Raw genomic sequence first — 11,088 nt, 5'->3', positions numbered from 1 at the left:
CCGGGTTGTCGACAAGTTTTCCCCCGCCGGAGGGGGGGTGTTGTCTTCGGCTAACTGCTTTGGTATCATTGGCTTGGCTGGAGCTTCCGGGAGATATCCACGGCCGTGGCTCCGCCTTGCTGTTGCTGCGACGGTGAAGATTGCTTATCGTGAATCTAGAGAAGAGAAGAGCACAAGGCCGGGAGTGGGCCTGACCAGAGAGGCGACCCCCCGACCCGTCCATCCCGCCGCTTCGTTCGCCGTGAAGACCGGACAGTCGGGTCCACGAACCAATCCGCTCCCAGGGCCCGGTCGTCGAGACGTGACGAATCGAGTTCGGGCCGTCCGCCCAGGCGGGCCGACAGGGCATCCCGCGGGCGTTGCGGGCGTCGTCGGGTATAATGCAGGGGCGGATCTTCGGCCGGCGGAGCGGGCGGGAGCGGTGGGCCATCCCCTCCCCGAAGGGTCATCACCGACATGCGGCGGCCGGGCCGTTGATCCGGACATTCCGGGCCGCGGAGGCTGGCGAGTCATCCCAACCTCGTTTTCATTGGTCTGAGGACAGCGCATGAGGGCCTTCTGCAACCGCGACAGCCTGCTCGCCGCCTACAGCATGGTCAGCGGCGTCGTGCCGGCGCGGAGTCCCAAGCCGATCCTCCAGGACGTCAAGCTGATCGTGGACGAGGAAGAGGGCTCGGTGCTGATGGGGACCGACCTGGAGGTCGGGATCCGCCACCGGGTGCTGGGGGTCCGGGTGGAGGAGCCCGGGGCGGTGATCCTCCCCACCGGGCCGATCGGCTCGATCCTGCGGACCAGCGGGGACGAGGAGATCGAGCTGAACGCCGACTCCGACCGCCTGGTTGTCCGGGGGGCCCGGGCCGAGTTCACCCTCCCGATCCAGGATCCCGGCCTCTTCCCCGACCCGCCCGACTTCGCCGCGACCGGGTATCACGTCGTGCCCGCGGGCAGCCTCCGGAAGCTGATCCGCCGCACGAGCTTCGCCACCGACCTGATGGAGAACGCCCGGTATGCGCTCGGGGGCGTCCTGGTGGAACTGACGCCGGACTCGATCGCCATGGTCGGGACCGACGGCCGCCGGCTTGCACGCATGCAGGCCCCGGCCGAGGCCGAGAACGCGCCGCCGGCCCCGGGCGGGACCCCGGTGATCCCGGTCAAGGCCCTCAAGCTGATCGAGCGGAACCTCGCGGATGACGGCATGCAGGTCCACCTGGCCATCCAGGCGGGGACCGCGGCGCTGGTCCGGACCGAGGACGCGGTCATCTACACCCGGCTGGTGGAGGGGCGATTCCCCCGCTATCAGGACGTCTTCCCGGCCAACGTGGAGGTCCGCATCCCGCTCGAGGCGGGCCCGCTCCGGCTGGCCGTCGAGCAGGCCTCCATCGTCACCAGCAACGACAGCCGCGGCGTCGACTTCCAGTTCGGCGCCGGGCTCCTGAAGCTGGCCAGCCAGGCCACCGACGTGGGGAGCTCCCACGTCGAGCTCCCCATCCCCTACGACGGCAAGGCGGTGGAGATCACCTTCGATCCCCGCTACCTGCTCGACGCCCTCAAGACCCTGGACGACGCAACCTCTTTGACCGCAGAGCTGATCGACTCCAAGAACGCCGCCGTCTTCAAGACCCAGGACCAGTACACGTACGTGGTCATGCCCCTGACCCGCGACCGCTAGGGCTCTATCAACCTTGGGAATTCGGGTGGAAGGGCAGCCGGGAATCCCCTGCCCCCTCGCGAGGAAACGCAGCATCGCCGTGAAGGGAGAATTCGGGGGGCCGGCATCCTTGCCCACCCCCCAGTCGGGCTGATCCGCCGCGGTCCCGGCGGATGGCCACGCAACGCAGGCGTCCCCGGCCCCGGACAGGAGAAAGGTACAAGGATTGCTCTCGATGCGCAAGACCCGGGCCCGCCTCGGCCCGCCGACCCCATCCCGGATGGCCTCGCCCGCCGGACGCCGCCTCCAGGGCCACTTTCGCCCCGCTCCCCGGGCGGGGACGGACTGAATCCGCATGGCGAACCCGAACCCCGGCCGCCGTCACCCGCGTCCCCTTTCCGAGGTCCTCGGGGAACTCTTCGCCGCCAGGGGTTATGGAAGATTAAAGGCTTTAGGCGAACTGGAGGAAGTCTGGAACAGAGCGGTGGGAGAGCCCCAGTGTCGGCAGACGCGGATCGGCGACGTCCGCCGCGGCGTCCTCAACGTGACCGTGGCGCATTCGACGCTCCTTGAGGAGTTGGCGGCATTCCGGAAGGGGGAGCTGCTGGCGGCCCTGCGGGCCGGGGCGACCGGGGCGACGATCCACGACATCCGCTTCCGCGTCGGCCCGGTGCGGGAGCCGGAGCCGGACGAGCAGCCGCCGCCGTCGAAGCCCGCCGGCCCCGGCCCGAAACGGGCACCGTCGGGGCCGAAGGCGAACCGGGGCGGGGGGCGGACCCCCCGGGCGAGCAAGAAAAAGCGGGATGAGACGGGCTGAGCAATCCGGCAAAAGAAGGCAATCAAACAGAGCGGAACGAAACGATGACGCCCCGCCGTGGATGTCCCGAATGCGGGATGTCGCCGGGCTCGCGGCGGGCGGGGCGGGCGAGGCGACTTTTTCGAGGCGAGCAGAGTCAGGACGAGGTGAAGCCGTGACGGATTCCATCAAGAACGACGAGGCGGCCGCCGGCGGGCCGCCCGCGGGCGACGGCGGGCCGGCGATGCCGGAGTACACCGGGCAGAGCATCCGCGTCCTCGAGGGGATCGAGGCGGTCCGCAAGCGGCCCGGCATGTACATCGGCGACACCACGACCCGGGGCCTGCACCACCTGGTCTACGAGGTCGTGGACAACTCGATCGACGAGGCGATGGCCGGCTACTGCCGGAACGTCCTGGTGACGCTCCACCCCGACGGCTCGGCCTCGATCGTGGACGACGGCCGCGGCATCCCGGTGGACGTCCACCCCGACAGCGGCAAGAGCGCGCTCGAGGTGGTGCTGACCAAGGTCCACGCCGGCGGCAAGTTCGACCACGACACCTACAAGGTCTCCGGCGGCCTCCACGGCGTCGGCGTGACGGTGGTCAACGCCCTCTCCGAGTGGCTCGACGCCGAGGTCCGCCGCGGCGGCCAGGTCTGGCGGCAGGAGTACGAGCGGGGGGTCCCGACCGGGCCGGTGGCCGTCCAGGGGTCGGCCAAGACGACCGGCACGACGATCCGGTTCCTCCCCGACGTCGAGATCTTCCCCAAGATCGAGTTCGACTACGACATCCTGGAGCGGAGGCTCCGCGAGCTCTCCTTCCTCAACCGGGGGGTGCGGATCCGCCTGACCGACGAGCGGACCGAGGAGCCCCGGGCCGAGGAGTTCTACTCGTCGGAGGGGCTCAGCGAGTTCGTCGCCTACCTCAATCGGGCCCAGACGGCCATCCAGTCGCCGGCCGTCTTCGGCGGCCGGGACGACGAGCGGAACGTCGAGGTGGAGGTCGCGCTCCAGTACAACGACTCGATCAGCGAGCTGGTCGTCTCGTACTGCAACAACATCAACACGATCGAGGGGGGCACCCACCTCACCGGGTTCCGGGCCGCGCTCACGCGGACCCTCAACCAGTACGCCAAGGCGGCCGGCCCGGCCAAGGGCAAGGACGTGCCGATCAGCGGCGAGGACTTCCGCGAGGGCCTGACGGCGATCATCAGCGTCCGGGTGCCGGACCCGCAGTTCGAGGGCCAGACCAAGACCAAGCTCGGCAACGGCGAGGTGGAGGGGATCGTCGCCCGGGTGGTCAACGAGAAGCTGGCCGAGTACCTGGAGAACAACCCGGCGGCGGCCAAGAACATCGTCAAGAAGGCCCAGCTCGCGGCCGAGGCCCGCGAGGCCGCCCGCAAGGCGCGCGACCTCGTCCGGAACCGCAAGGGGGTCCTCTCCGGCGGCGGCCTCCCCGGCAAGCTGATGGACTGCACGACCCGCGACCAGGAGGCCAGCGAGCTCTTCCTGGTCGAGGGCGACTCCGCCGGCGGCACGGCCGAGGGGGGCCGCGACCGGCTCTACCAGGCGATCCTGCCGCTCCGGGGCAAGATCCTCAACGTGGAGCGGGCCCGGCTCGACCGGGTGCTCAACAACGAGGAGGTCCGGAACATCATCACGGCCGTGGGCAACGGGATCGGCGAGGAGGAGGATCCGGGCCGCCGCCGCTACGGCAAGGTGGTGATGATGAGCGACGCCGACGTCGACGGCTCGCACATCCGCACGCTCCTGATGACCTTCTTCTACCGCCAGATGCCGCGGCTGGTGGCCGAGGGGCACCTCTACGTCGCCCAGCCGCCGCTCTACATGATCTCCAGCAAGAAGGAGCGGCGGTACGTCCAGACCGAGGAGGCGATGTCGGCCATCCTCATCGACACCGGCCTCGCCGGCGCCGAGCTCGTCCCCGCCGGGGCGGCCGCGGCCAACGGCGACGGCCATCGCGGCGGCGACGCCGGGAGCAACGGCCACGATCACGGCCCCGCCGCGATCCGCGGCGATCGGCTCCGGGCGCTGCTGGACCTGATGGCGGGCGTCGAGTCCGGCCTGCGGACCTTCGGCCGCCGCAACCGGCCGGTCCGCGACTTCCTCGCCTACGCGGGCAAGTCGGCCGACCCGAAGATGGACGGCCTGCTCCCCCAGTTCCTGATCGAGGACCGCGGGACGGAGGTCCCCTGCTGGTCGGAGGCGGAGTGCGACGCCTACCGCCACGAGAAGGGCCTGGAGTTCCTCTCCGACTTCGAAGCCGCCGCCGCCGAGCCCGGGGCCGCCGCCGACGAGGCCGGGGCCCCCCCCGCCGCCGAAGGCAAGCGGAAGGTCCGGCGGATCGAGCTCCACGAGATCAAGGCGCTGAACAAGCACCTGACGCGGCTCCGGGACGAGTTCGGGCTGCGGGCCGACGTCCTGACGCCTCATGAGGTCACCGGCGACGAGCCGCCGCCGCGGTTCGACCTCCACCGCGACGGCGAGACGACCCACCTGATGGACCTCCGCGGCCTGCTGCCCACGATCCGCAAGATCGGCGAGAAGGGGATCAAAATCACCCGCTTCAAGGGGCTCGGCGAGATGGACGCGGAGCAGCTCTGGGAGACCACGATGGACCCCTCGCGGCGGACCCTCCTCCAGGTGAAGCTGGACGACGTGGCCGCGGCCAACGACCTGTTCACGACCCTGATGGGGGACGACGTGGAGCCCCGCCGGGAGTTCATCGAGAAGCACGCCCTGGAGGTCAAGAACCTCGACGTCTGACGGCGTCGGGGCGGAGCGGAGCGAAGCGAAGCGAAGCAGAGCGAGGGTGGGGCCGGGGACATCCGTCCCCGTCCGTGAAACGGAACGGAACGAAAGAGGACCGAGTGTCTGTCTCATGAGACCCCCCTGAATCCCCCCTTGGTAAGGGGGGAAGCGAGATTCCGGCTCTCCCCCTTACCAAGGGGGAGTTGGAGGGGGTTCCGGGGCCATGCCGCGGGGCTCGTGGGACAGATTCCGAGACGAGACGAGACGAAGTCAGCCCGAACGACCACGGCCCGCGGGCCGTGGTGTCGGGGCGTCCCAGGTTGAGAGACGGAAATGGGTATAGCCCAGAAGGTCGCGCGGAATTTCAGCGAGGCGGTCCGCTCGCGGGGCCAGTCCTACTTCTCGAAGGGCCGGGTCACGATGATGTCGGCCAAGCCCAACGAGGTGGTGGCGCGGGTCCGCGGCACGGCCAAGTACCGGGTCCGCGCCCGGCTCCGCGGGGCCCGGCTGCTGGCGTCGTGCACGTGCCCGTACTTCAGCCCCCAGGGCGAGCCGTGCAAGCACCTCTGGGCGACGCTCCTGCTGGCGGACTCGCGCGGGTTCCTCCAGACGTCGCCCGGCTTCGCGGTCCGGCTGGTGCCGGAGCCGCCGCGGCGGCCGGCGGGCGCCCCCGGCGCGATCCCCGGCGGCGAGGAGCCCGGCGACCGCGACCGCGACCGCGACCGCGACCGCGAGCCGGTCTACGAGGCGGACTACTCGGCCGACGGCTATCCCCCGCTGCCGCCGCCGGTCGTCGGCATGCACATGGGGGGCGAGCGGCTCCCCGCGCCCCCCAGCCGCTCGATGCGGACGCGAGGGCCCAAGGATCGGGCCGGCCGCCAGCGCGGGCCCGCCGGGCCGGGCGCCATCGTCGGCTCCGCCGGGTTCCCGGGCGGCATGGCCCCGCCCCGGGGCAAGGCGCGGCCGGTCCCGGGGGCCGCCCCCGGCGCGGCGCGGGTCAAGCCCGTCAACCGCAACGCCAAGCGGCTGCTCGTCTACGTCCTGGACGTGGCGGCCACCCAGTCCCACAACCAGGTGGTCATCGACCTGGCCCGCCGCCAGCGGAAGCCCAACGGCGACTGGGGCCCGCTCCGCCCCTGGTGGTACGCCCCCCGGGCCGCGCACGTGAAGTACGACCCGGAGGACCGCCTGCTCCTGGCCCTCCTGGACGAGGCCCATCACGGGACGTCGAGCCACGGCCACGCGCACTCCCATCCGGCCGGCGCGCCCAACGGCGCGGCCGGCCCGGGGCAAGGGCCCGTCGTCGGCCCGGGCCCGGCGGCGGCGGCACCGGGGCGGTCGGCGAGCGACCTGCGGGGGATCCGCCGGTTCATCCTCCGCAAGGACCAGGCGGGGCTGGTGGAGCGGCTCGCCAAGTCGGGGCGGCTGCGGCTCCGGCGGACCGAGGGCGAGGACGACCCGCCGACGATGCGGTGGGACGACGGCCAGCCCTGGCGGTTCGCCCTGGACATCCGCACCGAGGCCGGCGGCAAGCGGTGGTCGTGGCGCGGCGGGCTCCGCCGGGGCGAGGCGCGGATGGACCTGGCGGAGCCCCTGGTGCTGCTCCCCGGCCTGCTGGTCCTGGGCGTGGGCCGGGCGGCCCGGTTCGACGACCTGGGGGTGATGCCGTGGATCGTCCGGCTCCGCTACGAGAAGGAGATCACCTTCGTGGAGCCGCAGCAGGACCTGATGCTGGGCCGGATCCTCGCGGAGACGCGGGTCCCCGCCGCGGAGCTGGTGGAGACCATGATCCTGGAGGAGATCGACGCCCGGCCGCGGCCGTACCTGACGCTCCGCGCCCCGCGGCAGAACTGGGGGCTCGCCGCCGACAAGCTGCTGGGGGAGCTCGCGTTCGACTATGACGGCGCGATCATCCCGGCGGGCCGGACGACGCCGCTGGCGGTCTCCACCGAGCACAACCTGGTGATCCGCCGGCATCCGCCGACCGAGAGCTCCGCGGACATCACGCTCTTCGAGATGGGCTTCCGCGAGGCCAAGGATCCGCGGCTGGAGCCCGGCACGCTCGAGCTGCCGGCCAAGCGGATGGGGCAGGTCACCAAGGACCTGGTCCAGGCCGGCTGGCGGGTCGAGGCCGAGGGGAAGCTGATCCGGCCGGCCGGCGAGTTCAAGCTGGCTCTTTCCACCGGGATCGACTGGTTCGACCTCGACGGCGGCATGGACTACGGCGGCCAGAAGGTCAGCCTGCCGGAGCTCCTCTCCGCCGCCCGCCGGGGCGAGTCCATGATCGAGCTCGGCGACGGCTCGATGGGGATGCTGCCGGAGGAGTGGCTGAAGAAGTACGGCCTGCTCGCGGACCTCGGCCAGGCGGAGAACGGCGCCCTGCGGTTCAACGCCAGCCAGGCCGGCGTCCTCGACACGCTGCTGGCCAACCAGCCCGAGATCAAGGTGGACGAGGCCTTCGCCCGGGTCCGCGAGAACCTCCGCCAGTTCGACGGCGTCATCCCGCTGGACTCGCCGCCGGGCTTCCACGGCGAGCTCCGGCCGTACCAGCGTGAGGGCCTCGGCTGGCTCGACTACCTCCAGCGGTTCGGCTTCGGCGGCATCCTCGCCGACGACATGGGCCTGGGCAAGACGATCCAGGTCCTGGCCCTGCTCCAGCGGCGGCGGTATCGCCGCCAGGCCAAGGGCCCGAGCCTGGCGGTCGTCCCCCGGTCCCTGGTCTTCAACTGGCTCCAGGAGGCCGCCAAGTTCACGCCCCGGCTGAAGGTGCTCGACTACACCGGCCCCGGCCGCCACGCCCTCCGCGAGGACTTCGAGCTCTACGACCTGATCGTCACCACCTACGGCACCTTGCGCACCGACATCGCCGAGCTGGCGAACGTCGAGTTCGACTACGTGATGCTCGACGAGGCCCAGGCGATCAAGAACGCCGACAGCCAGTCCGCCAAGGCCTCCCGCCTGCTCAAGGGCCGGCACCGGCTGGCGATCAGCGGCACGCCGATCGAGAACCACATCGGCGAGCTCTGGTCGATCATGGAGTTCCTCAACCCCGGCATGCTCGGCAGCGACACCGTCTTCAAGAAGTACGCCGGCGCCGGCGCGGGGACCGCCCTGGAGGCCACCGACCGCGTCCTCCTGGCCAAGGCGCTCAAGCCGTTCATCCTCCGCCGGACCAAGGCCCAGGTCGTGCAGGACCTGCCGGACAAGACCGAGCAGACCCTCTACTGCGACATGGAGTCCGCCCAGCGGAAGATCTACGAGGAGCTGCGGGTCCACTACCGCGACGCCCTCCTGAAGAAGGACACCGCGGAGCTGAACCGCTCCAAGATCGAGGTCCTCGAGGCCCTGCTGCGGCTCCGCCAGGCGGCCTGCCACCCGGGGCTGATCAACACCGAGGCCCCCGGGGCCAACGAGGCCCCCAGCGCCAAGCTCGACATGCTGATCCCGTCGATCTCCGAGATCGTCGAGGAGGGGCACAAGGTCCTGGTCTTCTCCCAGTTCACGAGCTTCCTGTCGATCGTCCGCGAGCGGCTCGACCAGGAGAAGCTGACCTACGAGTACCTCGACGGCCGGACCCGCAACCGGGCCGCCAAGGTGGAGCGGTTCCAGACCGACGCCGAGTGCCCGATCTTCCTGATCAGCCTCAAGGCCGGCGGCCTCGGCCTGAATTTAACCGCGGCCGAATACGTCTACCTGCTCGATCCCTGGTGGAACCCCGCCGTCGAGGCCCAGGCCATCGACCGCTCGCACCGGATCGGCCAGACCCAGCACGTCTTCGCCTACCGCCTCATCTGCCGCGACACCGTCGAGGAGAAGATCCTCGAGCTCCAGCAGAAGAAGCGCGACCTGGCCGACGCCATCCTCAACGCCGACAACCGCGTGATCAGCACCCTCACCCGCGAGGACCTGGAGTTCCTGCTTTCGTAAGACGGGACGGGAACCAACCACAGAGGCACGGAGGCACAGAGAGGGAGAGTGAAGAGATTTGTGGGAGCCGGCTCCGCCCGGCGACCGGGCGAGCCATGGCCGCGAGCGACGAGGGAAGATGCCTCCACTCACCACAGCAGACGGACCGGATACCGGGCGATGAGGTGATCCGCCGAGACCAGTTCCGCCCCTTCCGCGATGGCCTGGGCAATCAGCAGTCGGTCGAACGGATCCTTGTGGATAGGCGGCAACCCATCCATCGCCAGCGAATGCGGCAGGGTGACGGTCAGGATCTGAACGCCGTTGGCTTGCTGCTGGGCGATGATTTCGGCCAGGGGGAGGCGCACGCTCAACTTGCCGAGATGGGCCTTGATCAGGATCTCCCAGACGGTGACGACGCTGAGCCAGACCGTATTCGCCGGGTCGCGGAGGGCCGCCAGAGCCGTGGTCGAGAGCCGCGCCGGGTCGCTACCCCATCAGATGAAGACATGAGTGTCGAGCAGCCGTTTCACGGTCGCCCGATCCAGAACTCATCCGGCAGCGGATCGTCCAGGTCCGGTGCCGCCTGGAAGGCGCCGGCATGCAGGCCCTCGACGCGGGTACGCGGGGGTTCGCACGGGACGATCCGGGCGCGAGGGGCGGCGCCGTCGGCCAGGATCACCTCGCCGCCGGAGGCTTCGTAGAGCCCTTCGCTGCTCAGGGCGGAATGAGGCAACGACACCCAGCAATCGCTGGCGGCCCGGATCAACCGTCGCTCCCGCTCATCGCCAGGATGGATCGCTGCCGCGGCCCCGCCAAGGAATCGCGCGCGCAGGACATCCCGCGCCAGGGCTTCCGGGGGTATGCCCAGGCGTCGGGCCGAGTCGGTCAGGGCCGCCTCGAGGTCGGGATCGAGATGGATCACCATGCCGCGATCCTACCAGACATCGCCCCGGCGATCCGCCTCCGCGGCATCGCAGGGCGGCAGGGGGCGATCAGAGGAGCCAGGCGCGGACCGGTCGCATGCCGGGCCTCAGGCCGGGGTCCGGGATCGGCACCGCGACGCCCGGCCCGACGCACCAGCCTTCGCACACGTCGCGAGGATGGAGCGGGGCGGTCCACGCCTTGACCTCGTCCAGGGGGGCCGAGGTGACGATGAAGGCCACGCAGGCCACCGGCCAGATGTCGGCATCCGCCTCGTCGTCGGGATCGGGGACCTCGGTCAGCTCCAGGAAGACGCCCTGGACGTCGGGGCGCTCGCGGATGTCGAACAGGACGCGACGAAACTCGGCCAGGCCGGGGTGCCGATCGGCGAGCAGGTTGACGCCGATCGATTGCTCGTCGGTGTTGCCGTCGAAGAAGTCTTCCAGCGAGACGGCGGGGAGCTCGGCGTCCCCTTCCATCATGGCCAGCACCTTCTCGATGAGCCGCCTGCGTGCCTGCGAATCCATCGGAACTCTCCCTTGCCTGATGCCCATGATGGCCGAGGCGCCCCGTCGGGTCGTCGAGTGGACTCGACGGATCGGGACCCCATCGCCCATTCCTGGGGCCTCCCCCCTGTCCGCGTCGAGGGGTTTAGAATACCGGTCCATCCGGCCGAAGCGTGCGCCGGATGAGCGGCGGGGCAGTTCACCTCCCCCCAGGGAGTCTCTCCTCAGGGTGAGACCGTCCTTTGTAGGGTGCGTCAAGCGGAGCGCAGACGCACCGGATCGGATCGGCACCAGGATGGCGAGGATTCCCCATTTGGGCAAGGCACAGGGACCTCAGATCGCTCGCTCGTCCACCATGCCCCGGCGGTCCGGTGCGTCTGCGCTCCGCTTGACGCACCCTACGAAAGGCTCATCCGGCGGAAGCGCGCGCGGGCTCCAGGACGAGGCCAAATCCGGCTCTCCCCCTTGGTAAGCTCTGCTTTACCCACAAGTGGAAGTCGAGCGAGGTCGCACGTCGAGCAGGGCGAGCCATTCC

At 70.5% G+C, this 11,088-nt stretch carries 7 protein-coding genes; 4 read left to right on the top strand and 3 right to left on the bottom strand.

Features of this window, described 5'->3' with window-relative positions:
- The first annotated feature begins 547 nt into the window (after nt 1-547).
- From dnaN to G6O54_RS35610, 4 genes are all read left to right on the top strand, one after another.
- Nucleotides 548-1,669, top strand: a complete 1,122-nt coding sequence (gene dnaN, locus G6O54_RS35625) for a DNA polymerase III subunit beta (RefSeq protein WP_165235346.1) — start codon at nt 548-550, stop codon at nt 1,667-1,669.
- Between the two features lie 334 nt (nt 1,670-2,003).
- Nucleotides 2,004-2,465: a DciA family protein gene (locus G6O54_RS35620; protein WP_165235342.1), complete on the top strand. Its 462-nt coding sequence runs from the start codon at nt 2,004-2,006 to the stop codon at nt 2,463-2,465.
- 223 nt (nt 2,466-2,688) lie between these two features.
- Nucleotides 2,689-5,232: a DNA topoisomerase (ATP-hydrolyzing) subunit B gene (gene gyrB / locus G6O54_RS35615; protein ID WP_165235349.1), complete on the top strand. Its 2,544-nt coding sequence runs from the start codon at nt 2,689-2,691 to the stop codon at nt 5,230-5,232.
- 318 nt (nt 5,233-5,550) lie between these two features.
- Nucleotides 5,551-9,144, top strand: a complete 3,594-nt coding sequence (locus G6O54_RS35610; RefSeq protein WP_165235339.1) for a DEAD/DEAH box helicase — start codon at nt 5,551-5,553, stop codon at nt 9,142-9,144.
- 128 nt (nt 9,145-9,272) lie between these two features.
- Here the strand turns inward: G6O54_RS35610 and G6O54_RS35605 are convergent, their stop codons facing one another.
- The 3 genes from G6O54_RS35605 to G6O54_RS35595 form a co-directional block, all read right to left on the bottom strand.
- Nucleotides 9,273-9,584 carry a type II toxin-antitoxin system VapC family toxin gene (locus G6O54_RS35605; RefSeq protein WP_250847238.1) on the bottom strand — a complete coding sequence of 104 codons (312 nt, stop codon included), beginning with the start codon at nt 9,582-9,584 and terminating at the stop codon, nt 9,273-9,275.
- A 68-nt stretch (nt 9,585-9,652) separates the two neighbouring features.
- A complete protein-coding gene (locus tag G6O54_RS35600) occupies nt 9,653-10,051 on the bottom strand; it encodes a hypothetical protein (RefSeq protein ID WP_165235336.1) in 399 nt (132 codons plus the stop codon).
- A 67-nt stretch (nt 10,052-10,118) separates the two neighbouring features.
- On the bottom strand, nt 10,119-10,574 hold the full coding sequence (locus G6O54_RS35595) for a YfbO family protein (RefSeq protein WP_165235333.1): 456 nt from the start codon (nt 10,572-10,574) through the stop codon (nt 10,119-10,121).
- Nucleotides 10,575-11,088: the final 514 nt, after the last annotated feature.

It is taken from the genome of Aquisphaera insulae (genome assembly GCF_011064615.1).
GTDB classification, from domain to species: Bacteria; Planctomycetota; Planctomycetia; order Isosphaerales; family Isosphaeraceae; genus Aquisphaera; species Aquisphaera insulae.
The sequence above is the reverse complement of the archived record's forward strand: the minus strand, read 5'-3'. Positions and strand labels throughout refer to the sequence as shown.